General features: G+C 72.1%; 18 protein-coding genes. 7 read left to right on the forward strand and 11 right to left on the reverse strand.

Annotated elements, in window-relative coordinates:
* Positions 1-14 precede the first annotated feature (14 nt).
* The 4 genes from nudC to ADL03_RS42310 are packed head-to-tail and all read right to left on the reverse strand — an operon-like array spanning position 15 to position 5,290.
* Positions 15-965, reverse strand: coding sequence for an NAD(+) diphosphatase (gene nudC, locus ADL03_RS42295; protein WP_053739290.1), 951 nt, complete (start codon positions 963-965; stop codon positions 15-17).
* Positions 962-2,350, reverse strand: coding sequence for a pitrilysin family protein (locus ADL03_RS42300; RefSeq protein WP_053739291.1), 1,389 nt, complete (start codon positions 2,348-2,350; stop codon positions 962-964). Before ADL03_RS42300 ends, nudC begins: the two co-directional genes overlap by 4 nt.
* Positions 2,347-3,630 (reverse strand): pitrilysin family protein, encoded by a 1,284-nt coding sequence (locus ADL03_RS42305; protein ID WP_053739292.1) that lies wholly within the window; start codon positions 3,628-3,630, stop codon positions 2,347-2,349. The genes ADL03_RS42300 and ADL03_RS42305 overlap by 4 nt, the downstream gene beginning before the upstream one ends.
* Before the next feature lie 10 nt (positions 3,631-3,640).
* On the reverse strand, positions 3,641-5,290 hold the full coding sequence (locus tag ADL03_RS42310) for a DUF2207 domain-containing protein (RefSeq protein WP_053739293.1): 1,650 nt from the start codon (positions 5,288-5,290) through the stop codon (positions 3,641-3,643).
* A 291-nt stretch (positions 5,291-5,581) separates the two neighbouring features.
* On the opposite strand from ADL03_RS42310, the gene ADL03_RS42315 reads away from it, so the two are divergent.
* The 3 genes from ADL03_RS42315 to ADL03_RS42325 all read left to right on the forward strand — a co-directional run bounded on the left by ADL03_RS42315 (position 5,582) and on the right by ADL03_RS42325 (position 9,278).
* A complete protein-coding gene (locus ADL03_RS42315; protein WP_197289133.1) occupies positions 5,582-6,997 on the forward strand; it encodes a neutral zinc metallopeptidase in 1,416 nt (471 codons plus the stop codon).
* A 127-nt stretch (positions 6,998-7,124) separates the two neighbouring features.
* On the forward strand, positions 7,125-8,366 hold the full coding sequence (locus ADL03_RS42320; RefSeq protein ID WP_197289134.1) for a neutral zinc metallopeptidase: 1,242 nt from the start codon (positions 7,125-7,127) through the stop codon (positions 8,364-8,366).
* Positions 8,367-8,423: 57 nt separating this feature from the next.
* Positions 8,424-9,278, forward strand: a complete 855-nt coding sequence (locus tag ADL03_RS42325) for a neutral zinc metallopeptidase (RefSeq protein ID WP_197289135.1) — start codon at positions 8,424-8,426, stop codon at positions 9,276-9,278.
* Between the two features lie 532 nt (positions 9,279-9,810).
* Here the strand turns inward: ADL03_RS42325 and ADL03_RS42330 are convergent.
* The 3 genes from ADL03_RS42330 to ADL03_RS42340 are packed head-to-tail and all read right to left on the reverse strand — an operon-like array spanning position 9,811 to position 12,270.
* Positions 9,811-10,302, reverse strand: a complete 492-nt coding sequence (locus ADL03_RS42330; protein WP_063798897.1) for a hypothetical protein — start codon at positions 10,300-10,302, stop codon at positions 9,811-9,813.
* 25 nt (positions 10,303-10,327) lie between these two features.
* Positions 10,328-11,605 (reverse strand): cell wall metabolism sensor histidine kinase WalK, encoded by a 1,278-nt coding sequence (locus ADL03_RS42335; RefSeq protein WP_053739296.1) that lies wholly within the window; start codon positions 11,603-11,605, stop codon positions 10,328-10,330.
* On the reverse strand, positions 11,602-12,270 hold the full coding sequence (locus ADL03_RS42340; RefSeq protein ID WP_053739297.1) for a response regulator transcription factor: 669 nt from the start codon (positions 12,268-12,270) through the stop codon (positions 11,602-11,604). The genes ADL03_RS42335 and ADL03_RS42340 overlap by 4 nt, the downstream gene beginning before the upstream one ends.
* An 80-nt stretch (positions 12,271-12,350) precedes the next feature.
* Here ADL03_RS42340 and ADL03_RS42345 point away from each other — a divergent pair, with 80 nt between their 5' ends.
* The gene (locus ADL03_RS42345; RefSeq protein WP_053739298.1) at positions 12,351-12,926 is read left to right on the forward strand and encodes a hypothetical protein; all 576 of its coding nucleotides are present in this window, start codon (positions 12,351-12,353) and stop codon (positions 12,924-12,926) included.
* 73 nt (positions 12,927-12,999) lie between these two features.
* A complete protein-coding gene (locus ADL03_RS42350) occupies positions 13,000-13,431 on the forward strand; it encodes a hypothetical protein (RefSeq protein ID WP_053739299.1) in 432 nt (143 codons plus the stop codon).
* Here the strand turns inward: ADL03_RS42350 and ADL03_RS42355 are convergent.
* Together ADL03_RS42355 and ADL03_RS42360 are read right to left on the reverse strand one after the other, a co-directional pair.
* Positions 13,403-14,443 (reverse strand): TrkA family potassium uptake protein, encoded by a 1,041-nt coding sequence (locus ADL03_RS42355; RefSeq protein WP_053739300.1) that lies wholly within the window; start codon positions 14,441-14,443, stop codon positions 13,403-13,405. The genes ADL03_RS42350 and ADL03_RS42355 overlap by 29 nt on opposite strands.
* Positions 14,440-15,864: a M20/M25/M40 family metallo-hydrolase gene (locus tag ADL03_RS42360; RefSeq protein ID WP_197289136.1), complete on the reverse strand. Its 1,425-nt coding sequence runs from the start codon at positions 15,862-15,864 to the stop codon at positions 14,440-14,442. The genes ADL03_RS42355 and ADL03_RS42360 overlap by 4 nt, the downstream gene beginning before the upstream one ends.
* 62 nt (positions 15,865-15,926) lie before the next feature.
* Here ADL03_RS42360 and ADL03_RS42365 point away from each other — a divergent pair, with 62 nt between their 5' ends.
* Both ADL03_RS42365 and ADL03_RS42370 read left to right on the forward strand, forming a co-directional pair.
* The gene (locus ADL03_RS42365; RefSeq protein ID WP_053739301.1) at positions 15,927-16,307 is read left to right on the forward strand and encodes a hypothetical protein; all 381 of its coding nucleotides are present in this window, start codon (positions 15,927-15,929) and stop codon (positions 16,305-16,307) included.
* A 75-nt stretch (positions 16,308-16,382) separates the two neighbouring features.
* Positions 16,383-16,922: a hypothetical protein gene (locus ADL03_RS42370; RefSeq protein ID WP_197289137.1), complete on the forward strand. Its 540-nt coding sequence runs from the start codon at positions 16,383-16,385 to the stop codon at positions 16,920-16,922.
* Here ADL03_RS42370 and ADL03_RS42375 read toward each other — a convergent pair.
* Both ADL03_RS42375 and ADL03_RS42380 read right to left on the reverse strand, forming a co-directional pair.
* Positions 16,906-20,265 carry a UvrD-helicase domain-containing protein gene (locus tag ADL03_RS42375; RefSeq protein WP_053739303.1) on the reverse strand — a complete coding sequence of 1,120 codons (3,360 nt, stop codon included), beginning with the start codon at positions 20,263-20,265 and terminating at the stop codon, positions 16,906-16,908. The genes ADL03_RS42370 and ADL03_RS42375 overlap by 17 nt on opposite strands.
* Positions 20,266-20,356: 91 nt before the next feature.
* Positions 20,357-20,695 (reverse strand): hypothetical protein, encoded by a 339-nt coding sequence (locus ADL03_RS42380; RefSeq protein ID WP_053739304.1) that lies wholly within the window; start codon positions 20,693-20,695, stop codon positions 20,357-20,359.
* Positions 20,696-20,705: the final 10 nt, after the last annotated feature.

The raw sequence follows: 20,705 nt of genomic DNA on the forward strand, positions 1-20,705 counted from the left end.
GTCGAGTCGCGGACCTAGCTCGACGCCCCCGACCAGGACTGCAGCATCCGGAACGCGATCGACGCACCACCGGCGAGCCCGAGGCCCGGCACGCTGCCCGGCTGCTCGATCGCCTTGCGCACGTCCGCGCGCGACACCCACATCGCCTCGGCGATCTCGCCCTCGGCCAGCAGCAACGGGTCCGCGGGGTCGGCGACCGCCTCGAAGCCGACCATCAGCGAGCGCGGGAACGGCCACGGCTGCGAGCCCAGGTAGCGGATGTCCCGCACGGCCACGCCGACCTCTTCGAGGACCTCGCGCGACACGCAGGCCTCCAGCGACTCACCGGCCTCGACGAACCCGGCCAGCACGGAGAACCGGCCCTCCGGCCACTCCGGGCCGCGCGCGAGGAGCACCTGGTCGGCGCCGTCGTGCACCAGGCAGATCACCGCGGCGTCGGTGCGCGGGTACTCCTCGCGCCCGCAGCCGGAACACTCGGTGTGCCAGCCGGACTTCGTCACGACCGTCGGCGAACCGCACTTGGCGCAGAACCTGCCGAGCCGGTGCCACTGGAACAACGCGGCCGCGGTCGTGAACAGGCCCGCCCACATGTCGTCCAGCGTCGCGCCGGCCTGGCGCAGGTCGAGCCACTGCGGCTCGTCGGTCAGCTCCGGCGCCGACCAGCCGCGGGGCGTGACGGGTGCGTCGCCGTCCTCGGCGGGCACCGGCACGGCCCAGAACGCCACGTCGTCCTGGGCGCCGAGCAGCACGGCGTTCAGCGGGGGCTGGTCGCCGAAGTCCGTCGCCGGACGGTCGACGATCCTCGTGCCGCGGCCGGACACCAGGGTGCGACCCCTGGTGTCGACCACGATCACGCGCGACTTCGGCCAGAGCGCGGCGATCTGCTCCTCGTCGCCGCGCAGCGGCTCGTTGCGGTCGACCGTGGCCCGCGACAGCGCGGGCAGGCCGACTAGGTCGAAGCTCACGGAACCTGAACCCCGCCCAGGGCACGGAGCTTCGGCGCCAGCTGCTCGGCGTCACCGACGAGCACGCCGGTGAAGTTGGCGGGAGCGAAGAACTCCAGCGCCGCGGCCGCGACCTGCTCCGGCGTGACGGCCTCCAGCCGCTGCGGGTGCGTGACCAGCCAGTCGATGTCCAGGCCCAGTCCGGCGAGGTTCACCAGGAACGACGCGAGGCCGCCCTGCGACGACGTGCTGGTGAGCAGCGACCCGATCGCGTACCGGCGTGCGACGTCCACTTCGGACTGCGACGGCGGCACCATGCCCAGGCGCGCCAGCTCGTAGCGGGTCTCCAGCAGCGCCGCCGGCGTGACCTCCGAGGCCGTGTCCGCGTCGATCAGCAGCGTGGCGCCGTGGATCGTGAACTCGGGGTGCGAGCGGGCGCCGTAGGTGTAGCCCTTGTCCTCGCGGATGTTCTCGACCAGGCGCGAGGAGAAGAACCCGCCGAAGACCAGGTTCGCGAGCTGCAGCGCGGGGTAGCGCTCGTCGGTGCGCGGGATGGCCTGCGCGGCCAGCCGGATCTGCGACTGCACGGCGCCGGCGCGGTGCACGAGCAGCACGTCGCCGCCCTTGACCGGGGGCAGCGGCGGCAGCTGGACGGCCTCGTCCTCGCCCTGCCACGACTCCAGCGCGGCACCGATCTGCGCGACCGCCTCGGCCGGCTCCACGTCGCCGACGACGACCAGGGTCGAGCCCTTCGGCAGCAACGCCTTGCGGTGCAACGCCAGCACGTCGTCGCGGGACACGGCGGCGACCTCGTCGGCCTCCGGCATCTCCTTGGCGTACGGGTGGTCGCCGTACAGCACGCGCTGCAACGCCTCGCGGGCGATGACGTTGGGCTGCGAGCGGGCGATCGTGATGCGCTCGACCAGGCGGCCGCGCTCGCGTTCGACCTCCTCGGCCGGGTAGGCGGCGTCGGTGAGCACGTCGCGCAGCACGTCGAGCACCGTGCCGAAGCCGGTGGCCAGCGCGTTGCCGGTGAAGCTCAGCCGCTCCGGGTCGACCACGGCGTCGAGCTCGCCGCCGACCAGCGCCAGCTCGGTGTCGATCGCCACGCGGCTGCGGGTGGCGGTGCCGGTCAGCACGGTGTTCGCGAGGATCTCGGCCTGCGCGGCGTGCGTCGAGCCGCTGCCGGGCCGCGCCGGGTCGGCGAACGGCACGCGCAGCCGCACCTCGACCATCGGCACGGTCGCGCGCTGCACGGCGATGACGCGCAGGCCGTTCGGCAGCGTGGTGTCCACGGTGGACAGTTCGGCGGCCACCTTCTGGCTGCCCAGCTCGGGAAGCGGGCGCGGGCCGATCTCGGTGCGCCCGATCTCCTCGGCGGTGCGGTGGGTCTGGGCCGAGGTCACTGGGCTCCTCCGGTGGGCTTGACGAAGAGAAGGGCGCGGGAGTCGGGGCGCAGTGCCTTGGCGGCGGCCGACACCTCGTCCACGGTCACCGAGGCGATCCGCTCCGGCAGTTCGTAGATCAGCTCGGCGCGGCCGAACAGCAGCTCCGCGGAGCCGAGGCCCAGCGTGCGGTTCGTGAGCCGGTCGTGCTCCTTGTGCATGGTCGCGGCCCAGCGGGCGGTGACCTTCGCGAGCTCCTCGGCCGAGGGCGGCTCCTGCGCGAGCTTCTGCAGCTCCTCGTCGATCGCCGCGACGACCTGGGAGGCGTCGACCTCCGGCGTGTGGATCGCGGTGATGCTGAAGGTGTCCGGGTCGCGCGCCTCGAGCGGGCCGAACAGGCCGCAGCCGGCGTTGAGGTCGATCACGATGCCCTCGCGGTGCACCAGGCGCTGCTGCAGGCGCGAGCCGTCGCCGTCGGTCAGCACGCCCGCGAGCACCAGGTAGGCGAGGTAGCCGTCGATGTCGGTGACCGGGTCGGGCACGCGGTAGCCGATCGCGATCGCGGGCAACGGGGCCAGCGCGTCGCCGTGCTCGTGGCGCACCTCGCCCTGCGGGGCGGGCTCGGCGAACGACGGGCGCTCCGGCCTGGGCCGCGCGGGCACGTCACCGAAGTGCTTGTCCACCAACGCCTTCGTGGTCTCGACGTCGAGGTCGCCCGCGATCGTCAGCACCGCGTTCGACGGCGAGTAGTAGGTGTCGAAGAACTCCGCGCAGTCGTCGACCGTCGCGCTCTCCAGGTCGACGAAGTCGCCGTAGCCGTTGTGCGCGTTGGCGAACGTCTTGAACAGCACCGGCGGCAGCAGGATCCACGGGAACCCGCCGTACGGGCGGTTCAGCACGTTGAGCCGGATCTCCTCCTTCACCACGTCGATCTGGTTGCGGAGGTTCTCCTCGGTGAGCTTCGGCGCGCGCATGCGGTCCGCCTCGAGGAACAGCGCGCGCTCCAGCGCCGCCGAGGGCAGCAGCTGGTAGTAGTCCGTGTAGTCCGGGTGCGTCGACCCGTTGAACGTGCCGCCCGACGACTGCACATGCCGGAAGTGCGCGAGCTTCTCCAGGCTTTCGCTGCCCTGGAACATGAGATGTTCGAACAGGTGCGCGAAGCCGGTGCGGCCCTCGGGCTCGGAGCGGAAGCCGACGTCGTAGTGCACGCTGACGCCGACGACCGGTGCGCTGGCGTCGGGGGCGAGCACCACCCGCAGGCCGTTGGGCAACGTGAACCTGTGCAGTTCGGGTGAGGCCATGCCCGCCAGCCTACGGGTTCGGCGTCCGGAGCGATCGCAGGTGGCCCGCCTGGGCGAGCACGCCGTCGAGCGCCCCCAGGAACGCGGGGAAGCTGCGCCGGAAATCCGTTCCGGTGCCCGAGTTGCCGTACCAGTAGAGGTCCTGCTGACCGAACGTGGCGAGCCAGCGCTCGGTCTCGCCGAGCACCACCGCGTACGGCAGCGACCGGGAGAACACCAGCTCGCGGTCCTCCTCCGGCACGTCGTCCGGCCGCACGCCGTGCAGGTAGCCGCGCAGGCCGCGCACGTGTTCGAGCAGCTCGCTGCCCCGCTTGGTGCGGGCGGGCATCGAGCGGGCGCCGAACGCCAGCGCCACCCCGGCGACCGCGACGGCCAGGCCGAACAGGGCGTTGCCGACGGTCAGTGCGAGCACGACCGTGGCGATGACGCCCAGCCCGGCGACCACCACGCCGACCCACCAGAACAGGCTGCGCTCGGCGTCCGGGCGGCGTGCGAACCAGCGCTTCTCCACCACGTCGGCGTAGAGCCGGTCGCGCACCCCGGCCAGGTCGATGCCGCGGCCGCGCAGCTGCGACACGGTCACCGCGTCCACGCCGGCCGGCAGCAGCGCCTCGTAGACCGCCTTCTCGTAGCCGGACAGCGAGTCGTCGGCCGGGTTGCGCCGCACGATCTGCCAGTCGTGGCCGAAGCCGTCCTCCTGCCGCACCTCGGCGATCCACAGGTAGTTGCGCACCGCGAGGTCGATGACCGTGGCGGTCACGTCCACGACGTCCACGTGCTCGTCGACGACCGTGCCGACCTGGCCGGGCAGCACGCCGTCGGGTGAGGCGAAGGCGACCCGGTTGTCCCGGTCGCGCACGAGCACGCTGATCGCGCCCACCTCGCTCGCCAGCGCCGCCGCGTCCCGGCCGCGCAGGAACCACAGCAGCACGACGCCGCCGAGCAGCAGGAGCAGCAGGCCACCGAGCGCGGCACCGCTGACCGGGGTGAGCGCGAAGGCGGCGGCCAGCCCGGAGGCCTCGACCACCACGGCGTTCGCGGGCACGACACCGGCGGACAGCCCGACGGCGACGTCGACCCGTTCACCGGCGGCGAGCTTGATCTCCTGCGCCCGCACGCCCTTGCCGTCGGCGAGGTCCGCGCTCGTGCACGGCTGCGAGGAGCCGACCGGCCCGGCGAGGCAGTTGACCGACGTGGGCGAGTCGGGCGCGGAGAACGTGGCGGAGACCTTGTCCAGCTCGGTGTCCCAGCCGCCGGCGACCTGCCAGCGGACCTCCAGCGCGTCACCGACCGGGGCGACCGCGCCCTCGACGGTGTAGGTGACCGTGGCGTCGCCGCCGTCGAGCCGCAGCGAGAAGTCGTCGTCGCCGACGGTCGCGCTGCCCTTGCCGTCGACCTCGGCATTGGTGATCTTGAACTTGCGTTCGAGGTCGTTGCCGACCGCGAGTCGCAAGGGGACGGTCCGCTTGACGGTCTTGCCGTCCGGCACGTGGACGGTCTCGGTGACGGACAGCCGGGCGTCGCGCTCCAGCTTCATCCGCACCTCGGTGCTGACGGTCCCCGGCAGCGGCTGCGCGAACGCCCCGACCGCCGCGCCGACGGGCACCACAGCGGTCAACGCGATGGCGGCGAACACAGCCACGCCCCAGTTTCTCAACACGGCTGCGGACAATAGCGGAGTCGCCATAAGCTCTGGCGCTGTTTCCAATAGACGCCATCTGGGGGATTTTCGGCGATGACGCAACCACCGCCGCCGGGCGATCGGCCACCACCGCGCCCGGTCGGCCGGCCACCCGTGCCCGCGGCACCGCCGCACGGGCCGCCGATGCCTCCCCGACCGGTCCAGGGCCCGCCCGGAGTGTCTGGAACGCGTCCATCCGCCGGTGCGTCACGGCCGACGCGCCCGATGGGCCAGCCTCCGGTGGGCCAGCCGCCGATGGGCCAGCCGCCGGTGAGTCCGTCCCACGCCGCACCGCCCGTAGGGCCGCCGCCCGTCCGCTCGCCGATGGGCCGCCCGCCGGCCGCGCCACCGCACGCCGCACCGCTGGGTCCGCCGCACGCCGCACCGCCCATGGGTCCGCCGCACGCCGCGCTGCCCGTGGACTCACCGCCCGCTCGCTCGCCGATGGGCCGCCCGCCGACCGCACCACCCCACGGCCCGCCGCTGCCCGCGCTGCCCGTGGGTCCGCCGCCCGCCCGTTCTCCACTGGGCCCGCAGCCGGTCGGCCACGGCCAGGCGGGTTCGAGCCACCCGACCCTGGGCCACGCGGGTGCCCCACCGTTGCCGCCACCCGGCCGTGCCCCGCTCCCGCCACCGCGCCCGGTCATGCCCCCGCCGCACCCCCCGTGGAGCCACCCCGGCGCCCCCGGAGGTTTCCCGCCGTACCCGCCGGCACTCCCCCCGCGCCGCAAGAGCGGCAACGGCCCCGTCCTCGCCCTGGTGCTGGGCGGCGTGGCCGTGCTCGGCATCGCGGCGGTCGGCGGGTTCGCGGCGTCGTTGAACAGCAAGGTCAAGGACGCGGGCTACTCGAACTACACGACCTACAGCCCGACGTACTCCTACACAACAACTACGACCACCACGACGACGACAACGAGCACGACGTCGTCGACCCGCACGCCGACCAGCGCGCCGCCCACCCAGACCGGCCCGAAGGCCGTCTACAAGCTCGCCGACCACCCGATCTTCGACTCGCCCACGTTCGGCGCGTACGACATCGCGGCCTGCCGGTTGCCGGCGATGGACTACTCGCCCGCCGGTGAGGACCGCTTCCTGCAGGCCGCGCTGCCGTGCATCGAGGCGGCGTGGAAGCCGATGTTCACGAAGGCGAACCTGCCGTACCAGCCGGTCGAGCTGCAGACGCACACCGGCACGGTCCAGACGCCGTGCGGCAACCACACCGTGACCGAGACCGCCGTCTTCTGCCGCGGCGTCATCTACTGGCCGGCCGGGTTCTACGCGAACGAGCCGAACGCGGTCCGCCACCCCGGCAAGTACCTGGGGCAGCTCGGCCACGAGTACGGCCACCACATCCAGTGGCTGTCCGGGATGCTGCGCGCCTCGGACCAGGCCCAGTACGACGCGGGCGGCTGGGACACGCCGAAGGGCCTGGAGCTCAACCGGCGGCTGGAGCTGCAGGCCACCTGCTTCGGCGGCATGACGCTGGCGCCTCTCTCGCGCAACAACGTCCTGCCGATGGACGTCATCAACACCGGTCTGCAGGACGCCGGTCAACGCGGCGACTACACCCGCACGCCTGACCACGGCAGCCAGCCCAACAACCAGCGTTGGGTGATGCACGGCCACAAGCAGAACAAGACGAGCGCCTGCAACACGTGGGCGGCGGCCTCGGCGGACGTCGCGTGAACCGGCCGGCCGTCCGGCGCGTCCCAGGGGTGTGGACGGGACGCGTTAGCCCGGTCGGGGGACACGAAGATCTCGTCCGCCTATGCTCGTACCCGACCCAGGCACACCGTTGGGGGGACCTCAGGCGATGACGCAACCACCGCCGCCGGGCAACTGGCCGCCGCCACGCCCGGTCGGCCCGCCGCCGATGCCCGCACCGCTCGGGCAACCGCAGCGTCCGCCTTACGGGCCACCACCCGGCATGCCGCCACAGGGCCCGCCGATGGGCCCGCCGCCCGGTCACTACGGACCGCCGCCAGGGCACTACGGGCCGCCGCCCGGTCAGTTCGGCCCGCCTCCCGGTCAGGTCATGCCGCCACCGCAGCCGTCGTGGGGCGGTTACGGCGCGTATCCGGCGCCGCCACGGAAGAAGAGCAACGGCCCGATCGTGGCGTTGATCCTCGGTGGTGTGGTGATCCTCGGTCTCGGCGCCGTCGGCGTGTTCGCGGCGACCCTGAGCAACAAGGTCAAGGACGCGGGCTACTCGGGTTACACGACCTACAGCCCGACGTACACCTACACCACCACCGAGCAGGCGACCACGACAACGGCCCCGTCGCGCTCGACCACCGCACGCACCCCCTCGGCCCAGTCGACGCCGGTGGGTCCGAAGGCCGTGTACGCGCTGGCGGACCACCCGTTCCTGAAGCCGAACATCGGCGCGAACCGCCTGGCGAGCTGCCCGTTGCCCGCCATGGACTACTCGCCGGCGGGCCAGGAGCGCTACCTGCGCGCGGCGCTGCCGTGCATCGAGGCGATGTGGAAGCCCGCGCTGCAGGCGGCGAACATGCCGTACCAGCCCGTCGAGCTGCACATCGTCACGGAGACCATGCAGTACCCGTGCGGCACGGTGCGCCCGGACTCGACCGCGCGCTACTGCCAGGGCGGCATCTACTGGACGGCGAACGCCTACGCCGCCGAGCGCAACCCGAACAACCCGAACCACCCCGGCAAGTACCTGGGCCAGCTCGCCCACGAGTACGGCCACCACATCCAGTGGCTCACCGGCATGCTCAAAGCCTCGGACCGCGCGCAGTACGACGCGGGCGGGTGGGATACTCCGAAGGGCCTCGACCTGAACCGCCGGATGGAGCTGCAGGCGACCTGCTTCGGCGGCATGACGCTGGCACCGCTGTCCCACGGCGCGGTCCCGATGGACGTGATCCAGACGGGCCTCACCGACGCGGGCAACCGGGGTGACTACGACATCTACCCCACGAAGGACCACGGCACACCGCAGAACAACGCGAACTGGGTGAAGCAGGGCTACTCGTCGAACCAGGCGTCGCTCTGCAACACCTGGGCCTCCGAGGCCCAGTACGTCTCGTAGCGAAAGGCACACCACGTGACCCAACCGGCAGGGAACAACCCGTTCACACTCGCGGGCGTGTTCGCGCTGGTAGTCGCGTTCGTCCTGGGCATCGGCCAACTCAGCGGCCCGCAGGTCGTCTCCGGCCACGCCCTCGCCGAGTCCTCGCGCCCCCTGCCCCCACCGGCCACGGAGCCGTCGACCCCGATCCGCCCGCGCGCCGTCTACCGCCTCGCCGACCACCCGGTGCTCCTCAAGCCCGCCCCGCTGGAGCCGGTGACCTGCGACCTCCCGCGCTTCGGCACCTCCGACCCGGCCCTGGCCGCGTACTACACGGCAGGCGTCGCCTGCCTCGACGCCGCCTGGGCCCCACTGCTCGCCGCGGCGAACATGCCGTTCGAAAAGCCGGCGCTGGACGCCTCCCCGATCCTGAAGGACGGCCCCTGCGGCGCCGCCCCGGAATCCGACCACGCGGTCGCCTACTACTGCGGCCGCAACCGCACGATCTACATGCCCACCTCCCGCCTGCGCTCGAACGGCGGCGGCGACGCCCCGGCCACCCACCTGGCGACCCTGTCCCACGAGTACGGCCACCACGTCCAAGCCCTCACCGGCCTGCTACGCGCCGCCGACCTGAAGATCACGGACGCGGGCGAGAAGTCCCCGGCAGGCCTGGAAATGTCGCGCCGCATCGAACTCCAGGCGAACTGCTTCGCAGGCATGTTCCTGACCGCAGCGGCAGGCCGCGGCTCGGTCACCCCTTCGCTGGCGCAGCTGGCCCAGGAGGACTTCCAGTACGCGGTCGAGGAAACGCCGGAGAACAACGCGCACGGCTCGGCCAACAACCAGGCCGCGTGGGCGTCAACCGGTTTCAAGTCGAACTCGACGGCCGCCTGCAACACGTTCGCCGCGCCTCCCGCGCAGGTCTCGTAGCCGTTCGCTGCGGGGGTGGAGCTGGGAGTTTGGCCGAGCGCGCCACTCGATCGGGTGAAGGTTGTCCGGATCTGGTCCGGTCCTCGTCTATCTGGCATGTCTCAAACACATGTGTCCGCGCGCCCGCAAATATGGAAACGCGGGTGGGAGCGCAATCGAGTTGAGGGCAGCGCTCGCGATCGGCCCGAAGGTGAGCCGTGTGATCGAGCCGAAGGCGAGGCGTTTCAGTCTTTCCTCGGGCGGTTCCGCGGTGGGTGGCTTCCCCGTCTAGCGCTCCGATCGTTTGCCGGGCCTGGGAGGGGATGTCAACCGGGCACGCTTTTCGCCCGGTTGACATCCCCTCCCAGGTCTGGCTCGCTCTGTGAGAGCTAGGCGGGGCAGCCGCCCACCGCAACGCAACCACACAACCCAACCGGCAGCCGCCCAACACAAACAGGCGTGCCATCAACCCGCTCACCGCGCTGGGGGCTTCTTTGGGAGTGTCGGGGTCTGGGGCAGAGCCCCAGGAACGCCCGAGCCGCGTCGAAGATCCTCACCTCAACCAAGCCCGCTCATCCACCAACTTCGTCGGCTCCCCCAGGAACACCCCGACATCACGCACCCCGTAAGCCACGTTCACCGTGACCAACGAGTACCGCCACTGACTCCCACAGGCGCAGCCGGCATACCGGTGGTTGATCTGCCACCGAACCCACTCCCCGGCCCGAATCCGCACCGCCGTCGGCCGCCGACGCCGCCGTGGCGCGTAGTGCTTGTCGTCGTCGACGAACACCCGCAGCCGCCCGTCCTGCTCCTTCAACGACAGGTCGCCCACCGTCCACCGGTTCGCGTCCCAGAAGTCGGCTCGAACCGATCCCCACTCCGGTGCGAACCCGTTCTCCTCCCGCAGCCGCACCTCGGTCACGCCGGGACCGGTGCCGCCCAACGGGAACCCGACCGGAGCCGAGTTCCGCACCGCAGCCTCGTTCCCGCCGCGGGACGACTTCGTCCACGACGTCCGCACGACCTGCACCACCGCGTCCACACCCGTGATGCAAACAAACAACCGCTCAGCCCGGCGACTGGTTTTCCCCCGCCTCCGCCCGCGGCAACACCACGCGGAACACCGCCCCGCCCACCGACGGTTCGCACGTCAACTCCCCGCCATGCGCCCGCACAACCCCCCGAGCGATCGCCAGCCCGAGCCCCGACCCCCCGGACCGCCGGTCCCGCGCGTCGTCCAGCCGCACCAACCGGTCGAAGATCCGCTCCCGCTCCGCCTCCGGCACCCCGGGCCCGTTGTCGGCCACCGTGAACCCGGTCAGGTCGACCCGGATCCGCACCGTCCCCTGTGGACCGGTGGCCTGGCGCGCGTTGTCGACGAGGTTCGCCAGCACCTGCGCGAGCCGCTGCCCGTCGCCGACCACGAGGACCGGTACGCCCTCGGCCGCGATGTCGAAGTCCGGTGCCACGAAACGGGTGCGTGCCACCTCGGCTTCGGCCAGCGCCAGCAGGTCCACCTGCTCGCGTTGCATCTCGTAGCCGGCGTCGAGCTGGGCCAGTGCCAGCAGGTCGTCCACCAGCCGGCCGGCCCGGCGGGCCTCGCGGACCAGCAGGAACGACATCTGGTCGCGGTCGGGTGAGTCGACGGGAGCCTGCACCAGGGCCTCGGCCACCGCCTGCACGCCGGTGATCGGCGTGCGGAGCTCGTGGGCGGCGTCCGCGACGAAGCGGCGGGTGCGCAGTTCGGAGCCTTCCAGCGAGTCGAGCATGCCGTCGAACGCGGCTGCCGTGCGGCCCAGTTCGGTGTCCGTGCGCGACGGGTTCAGGCGGCCGCCGCGGTGGCCGGCGGCGATCGCCTGGGCCAGCGAGGTCATCGCGTCCAACGGCGCCAGGGCGCGGCGCACCACGAAGAACAGCACCGCGCCGACCAGCACCACGGCGCCAAGACCCAGCAGCAGCAACAACTTCCGCAGCCGTCCCTGCGCGGCCGAGATGGCGCCGTAGTCGGCGTCGACGGTCACCCGCACGCCCTGCACGACCTTCTCGCGGCGGCCAGGGGAGGGTTCGTCGGGGGTTTCGCCGAACTCGCGGCCGTCGGGCAGGCGCAGTTTGACGCGCATGTTGTTGCGCGACAGCTCCTTCGCGATCTGCTTGGGCTGGCGGCCGGCGCGGAGCATCTGCACTGCGCGGTTCTCGGTCTCCAGGGCGACCGTGCCGAGGTCCTTCGTGGACTGTTGCGCGAACGTGCGGTCGACCGAGATCACCAGCGCGACCATCACGACGATCAGCACCAGCAGCACCGACACGGCCACGCGGCGGCGCAACGACACCGTGCGGAGGTTCATTCCTCGGCCCGCAGCACGTACCCGAGTCCACGCACGGTGTGCACGAGCCGCGGGCCGTGTTCTTCGAGTTTGCGGCGCACGGCGCTGACGTGCACCTCGACCAGGTTCGGGTCGTAGTCCTCGTAGCCCCACACGGCGGTCAGGATCTGCGTCTTCGACACGACCCGGCCGCGCTGGGCGGCGAGGTAGACGAGCAGGCGGAGCTCGGTCGCGGTCAGCTCGATGGGCTGGTCCGCGCGCATCACGACGCCGGCGTCGGCGTCCACGACGAGGTCGCCGACCTGCACCGTCGACGGGGTCCGGCCCAGCCGCCGCAGCACGGCGGAGACCCGCGCGACCAGCTCGGCCAGCACGAACGGTTTGCCCACGTAGTCGTCGGCGCCGCCGGACAGGCCGCGCAGGCGGTCCGGTACGCCGTCGCGCGCGGTCAGCATCACCACTCCCGCGCCGGACGCGCGCCGGATCACCTCCAGCAGCTGGAAGCCGTCGCGGCCGGGCAGCATCACGTCCAGCACCACGAGGTCGGGGCGGAAGCGGCCTAGGTCCGCCTCCAGCTGACGCCCGTCCAGGCGGTGCTGCACCTCGTAGCCCGACTCGCGCAACGCGGACGAGACAGCGGCGCCGATCGCCTCGGCGTCCTCGATCACCAACACCCTGGCGGACACCTCCCCATTCTGCTGATCAGTCGTGAAGTCGGCGACTCACCTTCAGCTCAGATTCAGGCTCCGGGCGCACGCTGGGGACCATGTCGAAGAAATCAGCGTGGGCCGGCGCCATCGTCGCGGCCGCCGGGCTCACCGTCGGCGGCATCGCGGTCGCCGCGGCGGCCGACAACCCCGACGGCCCGCCCGTGGCAGCGTTCGCGGAGCACCACCCCGGTCCCGGCAAGGGTCCGGGCCGCCCCGACAAGGTGGGCAAGCTCAAGGACAGCACGCTCGTGGTCGGCCGGGTCAAGGCGGTCGAGACGGGCAAGCTCACGATCACCAAGGACGACGGCAGCGAGGTGTCGCTGTCCACCGACGGCAACACGAAGCTGCGCGGCGGCGACCTCGCCGGTCTGAAGACCGACCAGCGGGTCACCGTCCGGGTCAAGGACGGCAAGGCGCTCACCGTGGCGCTCGCCAAGGCCCACGCGCAGGGCACGATCAAGGACGTCAACGGCAACAACGCCACGTTGATCCAGGTGGACGGCCTGCAGACGCCGCTCGACCTGTCCGCGGTCAGCGAGAAGCCGAAGAACGGGGACCTGGTCGCGGTGACCGGTTCGGTGTCGGACGGCAAGACCGTCAAGGTCGACCAGCTGCGTCAGCTGCCGAAGTAAACCTGGGCTCCACGCGGGCCGCCGCGTCTGCGAACATCGCAGTGTGGCGGTTCCGCGAAGCCCGGACAGATGGGTGTTCATCCTGCTGGTCGTCGGACTGGTGGGCATCGGTGTCGCGGTCGCCCTGCTGGTGCCGACGAGGGTCCTGGGCGCCCCCGAGCCACCCAGACGGGTGACCGCGACCGTTGTCGAGAGCGGCTCCTGCGGCCAGGGCACGGACACCGTCGAGTGGGATGCCGACGGTCAGAAGAAGCAGGCCAAGCTCGACGGGTGCGGCCACCGGAAAGGCGAGACGGTCGAGGTCGTGGTGCCGGCGGACGGCAACGGCGACATGGTCCAGTCCGCCGCGTCCGTCCCGGCCGGTCTGCCCGTCTCCGGCCGCCTCACCGCGCTGCTGCTGTGCCTGGCAGCGCTGGCGGGCGGCTTCTACGCGTTCCTCTTCCGCTACGCGCCGCTGCGCGCACCGGCCGTGCTGCCTACTCCCCGGCCGGGGTCACCTTCTTGACGTAGAGCAGCCGGTCGCCCGGCTCGATCGCGTCCGCCTCCGGTGCGTCGACGCGGAACAGCTTCCCGCCTCGCACCACGCCCAGCACTATGTCCGACAGGTGCCGCGGCGACCCGCCCACCTCGCCCGGTTCGACGTCGCGTTCGGCGATCGCGAGGCCCGCGTCCGGCGTGAGCAGGTCCTCGACCATCGCGACCACGGTCGGCGTCGCGGTGGCCATGCCCAGCAGGCGGCCCGCCGTCTCCGACGACACGACGACCGAGTCGGCGCCGGACTGCTTGAGCAGGTGCTCGTTCTCGCGTTCCCGCACGGACGCCACGATCTGCGCCTTGGGGGCCAGCTCACGGGCGGTGAGCGTGATCAGCACCGCCGTGTCGTCCCGGTTCGGGGCAACGACGATCGCGCGCGCACGGGCCGCACCGGCGACCCTCAGCACGTCGTTGCGCGTACCGGAACCATGCACGGTCACGAGCCCGATGGCGGACGCGGCGTCGAGCGACTCCTGAACGGTGTCGACGACGACGATCGAACCGGGCTCGACACCGTCACCGAGCAGCGCCGCGACCGCGGAACGCCCCTTCGTGCCGTAACCGACGACCACGACGTGGTCCCGCACGACCCGCCTCCACTTCTGAATGCGCAACGCCTGACGGGAGCGCTCGGTGAGAACTTCGAGTGTCGTGCCGACCAGCACGATCAGGAACAGCACCCGCAACGGCGTGATCACCAGGACGTTGACCAGCCGCGCCGACGACGACGCGGGCGTGATGTCGCCGTAGCCGGTCGTCGAGAGGGACACCGTCGCGTAGTAGAACGAGTCGAGCAGCGAGACGCCGTCCTCGTTCACGTCACGGTAGCCGTCGCGGTCCAGGTACACGATCAGCACCGCGAGCAGCAGCGCCGCCATCGCGCCGATCACGCGCTTGAGGATCGCCCTGACCGGGCTCTGCACCTGGTCCGGCATCCTGATCACGCCGACGAGCGAGTGCGACGCTTCGTCAGACAGGCTCATCGGGTCAACCTCATCGCTACGTCTTCTCCGGCCAGCATCCGCCACAGGTGAGCCGCCGCTTCCGCGCCTTTGAGGAGCAAAGGCAGGACTACGCGCTCGTTCGGCGCGTGGACGCGATCATCCGGCAAGGTGGCGCCGAGGTACACCAGGGGGACTCCCAGCCACGCCTGCAGCACCGCCGCCGGTCCGGAACCACCGGCTCGCGCGAACCGGACGGGCTGGTCGAAGGCCAGTTCGAACGCCTTGCGGACGGCCTCGTTGGCCGGGTGGTCCGGGCTGATCGCGTACGGCGGCACGCCGGTGCCGCGGAAGCTCACCTCGGCCCTGATGCCCTCCGGCGTGTGCTTCGCGACGAACTCGCGCAGCTGGCCGGCGACGTTCTCCGGCAGCTGGTCGGGCACCAGCCGGAAGCTGAGCTTCGCGGTCGCGGACGCCGGGATGATCGTCTTGAGGCCTGGTCCGGTGTAGCCGCCGGAGATGCCGTTGACCTCGGCGGTCGGGCGCACCCAGAGCCGTTCGAACGTGGTGTAGCCGGGCTCCCCGGCCAGGGCCTGCGCGCCGCCACCGTTGTGCGCCAGCCACTTCCGCTCGTCGAACGGCAGTGCCGCGTAGTCGGCGCGTTCCTGCTCGGACGGTTCACGCACGTCGTCGTAGAAGCCGGGCAGCTGGACGCGGCCGTGCTCGTCGTGCAGCGCCGCGACCAGCCGGGCGAGCGCCGTCGCCGGGTTGGGGATCGCGCCGCCCGCGCGGCCGGAATGGACGTCGTCGGTGCCGCCGAAGAACGTGATCTCGCCGCCGAGAACACCGCGCTGACCGGTGTTCACCGTCGGCGCGTCGCGTTCGTGCAGCGCGGTGTCGGTGAACACCACGAGATCACACCCGAGGTCGTCCCGGTGGTCTTCGAGCAGCTTTCGCAGGTGCGGGGAACCGGATTCCTCCTCGCCCTCGACGAACAGCTTCAGCGTGACGCTCGGCGCGTTCTGCCCGGTGGCGGACAGGTGCGCCTTCACCCCGAGCAGGTGCATCGCGACCTGCCCCTTGTCGTCGCTCGCACCGCGCCCGTACAGCTCGTCGCCGCTGAGCACGGGCTCGAACGGCGGGTGCTGCCAGCGTTCGACGGGATCGACGGGCTGGACGTCGTGGTGGCCGTAGACGAGAACGGCCGGGGCACCGGGGTCCTCGGCGGGCCAGCACGCGTAGACCGCGGGCAACGCGGGCCCGTGGTCCCAGACCTCGACCTCGGGCCAGCCGTCGGCGCGGAGCCGGTCAGCCAGCCACCGGGCGGATCGGTGCACGTCAGCGTGATGTGCCGGGTCGACGCCGATCGACGGGATGGTCAGCCACTCGCGGAGCCCGGAGACGAAGTCGTCGGCCAGCTCGGCGACCGCGGACCGCTCGGGATGATGAGAATCACCTGCCACGCCCGTGGAGAATAGGCCAGGCCGCACTCGCCTACGCGGCGTAGGCATGACAGGGTGACCGCATGGAACCGAACCGTTCCCGAGCGCGATCGGCGTTGGCGCTCGCCGCACTGCTCGGCCTGGCCGGGGCGACCCACTTCACCAGGCCGAAGTACTACGACGCGATCGTTCCGCGTGCGCTGCCCGGCACCCCGCGGCAGTGGACGTACGCGTCGGGTGTGGCCGAGCTCGCCGTCGCGGCCGCTGTCGCCGCCCCGCGCACCCGCCGGTTCGGTGGTCTCGCCGCCGCGGCGCTGTTCGTCGCGGTCTTTCCGGCGAACGTGAAAATGGCTCTCGATTTCCGGGACAAATCACCCAAAGCCAAGGCAATTGCCTATGGGCGCCTGCCTCTGCAGATCCCTCTCGTCGCATGGGCGTGGAAAGTGGCGAAGTCATCGCCGTGACCACACCCCGTGGTGATTAACGAGGTATCCGCAAACGCTGTCATTCACCGCGCGAGGAACTCTAGGATGCGCCCTGTGCAAACGCTTCTACAACGCGCCGCGGCCGCGCTCGGCTGGGACGGGGTCGCCGTTCCGGACGTCGCCGTGCTCGGTCAGCAGGTGTCCGCGGTGGTGCGTTTGCTGCCCGAGGTCCACGAGTGGAGAACCCAGAACGGCTGGCCGCCGCGCGCGGACCCGTCGTGGTTCCGCTCCTGGTTCGAGCCGGCCGCGCACGACCGCCTGCCCGTCGCCGCCGTCGAGCTGGTCGGCGTGCTCGTGAGCGAGTCGACCACGGACCGGGCGCTCCAGTCGTGCGGCACGTTGCTGACCCTCGCGCCGTGTGCGGTCATGTTGCCGCGGACCGGCGAGTCGCAGGCGTGGTCGTTCATCGAGCTCGACTACTACGGCATCGGTGTCGTGGTCGCGGACGAGCACTCCGCCGACCTGATGGTGCCGCCGGAGGACCGGTCGCCGGAGTTCGGGCCGTCGCTGTTCGGCCGGTGGCTCCTCGAAGTGCTCTACGAACGCGTGCTGAAGGCCTCGCACGCTCCCGCGGGGACTAGCCCACAGTCCTGATCAGTTCCTTCAGACCGGCCTCGTCCAGCAGGTCAGCCGGTCGCACCGTGTGGTCGTGCCGGACGTAGTGGAACGCGGCCCGCACCCGGTCCAGCGGCTCCCCCACCAGCGCCGCCCACGCCAGCCGGTACGCGGCGAGCTGCACCGACAACGCCGGCAGCGCCTCCGCGTCGGGCACCGCGCCGGTCTTCCAGTCGACGACCGTCCAGCCGTCCTGGTCCTTGTAGACGGCGTCCATCCGGCCGCGCACCGAGATGCCGTCGAACTCCGCCTCGAACGGCACCTCCACGTCGTGCGGGGTGCGCTCGGCCCACGCACTGGTCAGGAACGCCTCCTTCAGCCGTTCCAGGTCGGTGTCGGGGGCCGCGTCGGCGTCACCCGCACCGGGCAGGTCGTCGATGTCGAGCAGGCGGGTGGCACCGAACCGGTTCTCCAGCCACGTGTGGAAGGCGGTGCCCCGGCGCGCCAGCGGGTTCGGCGGGAACGGCAGCGGCCTGCGCAGCCTGCGGGCCAGCAGGTCCGGGTCCTTGGCCAGCTCCACCAGCTGGCTGACGCTCAGGTGGTCGGGCAGCAGGACCTGTTCGCGCCGGTTCAGCGACGCGGCCCGTTCGGCGAGCAGCACGTCGACGTCCGCCGCCCAGCCCTCGGGGTCGGCGTCCAGCGGCAGCTCGGGGTCGTCGGGGACCACGTCGTCGGGCAGCGGCTCCGGCTCCGGCGGGAAGTCCTCGTCCGGCGGCTCGTCGGGCGGCGGGTAGTCCTCGCCGGACAGCGTCTCGGGCTCCGGCTCCTCCTCGAAGACCAGCGGCAACGGCTCCGGCGGCGCGTTGCGCAGCTCGTCCAGCGCGGCCAGCACCATCTCGGCGCCCTCGACGACGGCGTCACGGCGCTTGCCCAGCGGATCGGCCGGCCACTGCGCGCTCTTCACGTCCTCGGCAAGTGGGTTCGGCGTGCCGGCCTCGGGTTCGTCGGCCCACACGCTGATGTCGCCCGGCGCGTCGTCCCGCAGCAGGACCTCGTGCATCTCGGTGAGGAACACCGACGGGCCCTTGGGCTTGTCACCCGCCTCGCCCCACCAGTGGCCCGACAGCAGCAGGCTGTGCTCGGCACGGGTGACGCCGACGTAGAACAGCCGCCGTTCCTCGACCAGCCTGCGGTCCTCGAACTCCTCGGCGTGGATCGCGAGGGCCTCGTCGACCTCCTTGCGGTTGAAGCCGGCGCTCAGCCTCAGCACCGGCAGGTCCTGCGCGTCGCCGCGCAGGTCGGCGGGCAGCTCGGTGACCGCCTTGAGCCAGCACGACGACTTCTTGCGGCCTGGGAAGACGTCCTTGACCAAGTGCGGCAGCGCGACGATGTGCCACTCCAGGCCCTTCGCCGAGTGCACGGTCAGGATCTGCACCCGGTCCTCGGACACCTCGATCTCGCCCGGCTCCAGCCCGTCCTCGGCGTGCTCGGCCGTGTAGAGGTAGTCGAGCAGGGACGGCAGCGTCGCCGACGGGCTCGCCGCCGCGAAGTCCGTGACCACGTCCGCGAAGGCGTCGAGGTGCGCGCGCCCGACCATGCCCGGCCGGGACATCGCCTCGATGTCGAGCAGCAACGTCCGTTCCACGTCCGCCACCAGCTCCGGCAACGGCTGGTCGAGGCGGCGCCGCAGCAACGCCAGCTCCCCGCCGAGCCTGCGGATGCGGCGGTAGCCGTCCGGTGAGTACGCGTCCGGGTCGCCGGGGTCGTCCAGCGCGTCGGCGAGCCCCGCCTGCTCCGCGTGCTCCCCCGGCAGCGCGTCCGCGATCACGAGCAGCGGATCGTCCACAACGGACTGTCGTGACTGGACACCGGCCAGGTCACGCGCCCTCGTCCACAGCGCGGCCAGGTCCCGTGCCGCGAGACGCCACCGCGAGCCGGTGAGCAGCCGTGCGGCCGCCGTGCCCGCGAGCGGGTCGACCAGGACGCGCAGGGCGGACACCAGGTCCCGCACCTCGGGCTCGTCCAGCAGCCCGCCGAGCCCGACGACCTCGACCGGCAGCCCGCGCTCCCGCAACGCCGCCGCGATCGCCGCCATGTCCGACCTCCTGCGGACCAGCACGGCCGCGGTCGGCGGCGCCCCCTCCGCGTCGAGGTGCGCGACCCACTGCGCGGCGACGTTGTCCGCCAGCCAGTCCAGCTCCTGCCGGATGTCGGCGTGCAACGCGAGCCGCACGTCACCCGGCCCGGCACCCGGCCGCGCCCGCAGCTCCTCGACGTCGAGCCCGGCCTCCCGCAACGGCAGCGACACCGCGTTCGCGAGCTCCAGCACCTCCGGCGGGTTGCGGAAACTGGTCAGCAGCCCGAACTTCCTCGTCGGCGGGAAGTCGTCCGCGAACCGCGGCAGGTTCGCCGCCGACGCGCCCCGCCAGCCGTAGATCGCCTGCGCCGGGTCGCCCACCGACGTGACCGGCATCGGCTCGCCCTCACCGAAGAGGCTGCGCAGCAGCACGCGCTGGGCGTGGCCGGTGTCCTGGTACTCGTCCAGCAGCACCGCGCCGTAGCGGGCCCGCTCGCCCTCGTTCACCTCGGGGAACGCGGCGAGCTGCGCGGCCAGCGACATCTGGTCGGCGAAGTCGAGGGCCGCTTCCTTGCGCTTGCGTTGCTGGTAGGCGTCGAGCAGCGGCAGCAGCGCGACCCGGAGCCGTTGCGCGGCAACGACCTCCTTGAGCTTCTCGGGCAGCGCGTCACGCTGCCGGGGCGCCTTGGGTGCGTTCTCGATGAGCGCGGTGAGCTTCTCGGCGTGGCTGACGAGCTGCTCGGGCGTGACGAGGTGCTCCCCCAGCTCGCCTGCCAGCGACAGCAGGTAGCCGGTGATGGTCGCCGGGACCTTGTCGGTGTCGAGGTCCTTCGCCCACGTCGACACCACCCGGTGCGCGAGCTGCCAGGACGCGGTCTGGGTGAGCAGCCGGACACCGGGCTCGACGGGGAGCCGCAGGCCGTGCTCGGTGACCAGCCGCCCCGCGTAGGCGTGGTAGGTGAGCACGACCGGCTCCCCGGTCAGCACGGCCATCTTGCGCTCGCCGCTGGGGTCGAGGTCGTCGAGGAGGGAGGAGCCGGCGAGCCTCCTGAGCCGCGCCCGGACGCGTTCCGCGAGCTGGCGGGCGGCCTTGCGGGTGAAGGTGAGACCGAGGACGCGGTCGGGCTCCACGAAGCCGTTGGCGACCAGCCACACCACGCGGGCGGCCATGGTCTCGGTCTTGCCGGCACCGGCGCCGGCGATGACCAGGGCGGGCTGGCCGGGGGCGGCGATGACCTCGGCCTGCTCGGGGGTCGGCTTGTTGAGGCCGAGGGCGTCGGCAATCTCGAAGGGGCTGACGGTCATGACCGCTCACCCGCGGTGACGCCCGCCACCCGCGCACGGCAGCGCGGCTCAGCGCACGAGGCGATGAGCTGGTCGCGAGTGCCGGGCAACGTCACCGACACATCTTCCTACCCGGGCCGAACGCCCCCGCACCTGCCAGGCAGAGACGCGCGCCGGACGTGCGGTCGACTGAAAGGCGCAGGTCACCTGCTGTGCTGGCGGTCACAGGGCGCGCGAGCGCACCGGCCACGCGCCACGCCGCAGCGGCCGGGAGCCGCCGTGCCACCGCACCCGCCGACCGCACCGCCACAGCACCCACCACCCACAGGGTCACGCCGGTCGTCACCACGGCAGCGGCCAGCCGCACCGCCACACCGCACACCAGCCACCACACCGCCCGCAGGCCACCGGACCGCAGCGGCCACGCGCCACCGCACGGTCCTTCGCCCACCGGCACTCCA

The sequence above is a fragment of the Nocardia sp. NRRL S-836 genome, from assembly GCF_001279525.1.
Taxonomy (GTDB): domain Bacteria; phylum Actinomycetota; class Actinomycetes; order Mycobacteriales; family Pseudonocardiaceae; genus Lentzea.

Coding starts and splice junctions, on each gene's coding strand:
- ADL03_RS42375 (WP_053739303.1), bottom strand. CDS start 20,265: ATGACCGTCAGCCCCTTCGAGATTGCCGACGCCCTCGGCCTCAACAAG.
- ADL03_RS42305 (WP_053739292.1), bottom strand. CDS start 3,630: ATGGCCTCACCCGAACTGCACAGGTTCACGTTGCCCAACGGCCTGCGG.
- ADL03_RS42345 (WP_053739298.1), top strand. CDS start 12,351: ATGTCGAAGAAATCAGCGTGGGCCGGCGCCATCGTCGCGGCCGCCGGG.
- ADL03_RS42365 (WP_053739301.1), top strand. CDS start 15,927: ATGGAACCGAACCGTTCCCGAGCGCGATCGGCGTTGGCGCTCGCCGCA.
- ADL03_RS42320 (WP_197289134.1), top strand. CDS start 7,125: ATGACGCAACCACCGCCGCCGGGCAACTGGCCGCCGCCACGCCCGGTC.
- ADL03_RS42355 (WP_053739300.1), bottom strand. CDS start 14,443: ATGAGCCTGTCTGACGAAGCGTCGCACTCGCTCGTCGGCGTGATCAGG.
- ADL03_RS42335 (WP_053739296.1), bottom strand. CDS start 11,605: ATGAACCTCCGCACGGTGTCGTTGCGCCGCCGCGTGGCCGTGTCGGTG.